We start from the raw sequence: 569 nt of genomic DNA, 5'->3' as shown, positions 1-569 counted from the left end.
GAGCTTACTTGCTTCGCTCATTCAGCCAAGCGACGATTCGGAAGCCCTTCCATTTCCGAATGGTTTCAATGGTTGCTTCAAGTGCCTCGATCTGTTCCATTAGGTCCTTTACCTCGTTCCCGTGTTTCCGCTCTGCCTGTGCAAGATTTTCCAGTTGGCATGTCAGCAGTTGGTGGTTTCGAGTCGCGAACTGCTCCGCGGCATGTGCGTGATCGCGTCGAAGCGAAGTAAGAGCTGCGAGGTAGCGTTTGCCGAGACTCGATTGGCTACCGCGAGAACTCGGCTCGTATTGGGCAAATTCCGATGCTAGTTTGGTGAGAGCGGTTGACAGTGCATCCGGATTGCACGAAGCATGTTCGTTATGGAAGCCTAGCGAATGCGTCGCCGGAGCGTCTGACAGTTCGGGAACGGCGGGCTGCTGAGGGAGATCCGGCTCAGTGGTTGCTGCTACGTCTATCGGCCGCAGTCGTTGCAATTCCGTGAATCCGTCGAATTGATCGAGCATGGACTCAGCGATCGCGAACCAACTCAAAATCGTACTATCGAACGCGTCGAGTTCAACGATTTGC

1 protein-coding gene is annotated in these 569 nt (G+C 54.3%); it reads left to right on the top strand.

The features are described 5' to 3' along the window. Positions 1 to 231 (top strand): hypothetical protein (locus M3225_RS28800; RefSeq protein ID WP_251400734.1); only part of this gene is annotated, 231 nt, incomplete at its 5' end. Positions 232 to 569: the final 338 nt, after the last annotated feature.

Source organism: Priestia aryabhattai, assembly GCF_023715685.1.
GTDB lineage: Bacteria > Bacillota > Bacilli > Bacillales > Bacillaceae_H > Priestia > Priestia aryabhattai_B.
This window is presented reverse-complemented; position numbering and strand designations above follow the sequence as displayed.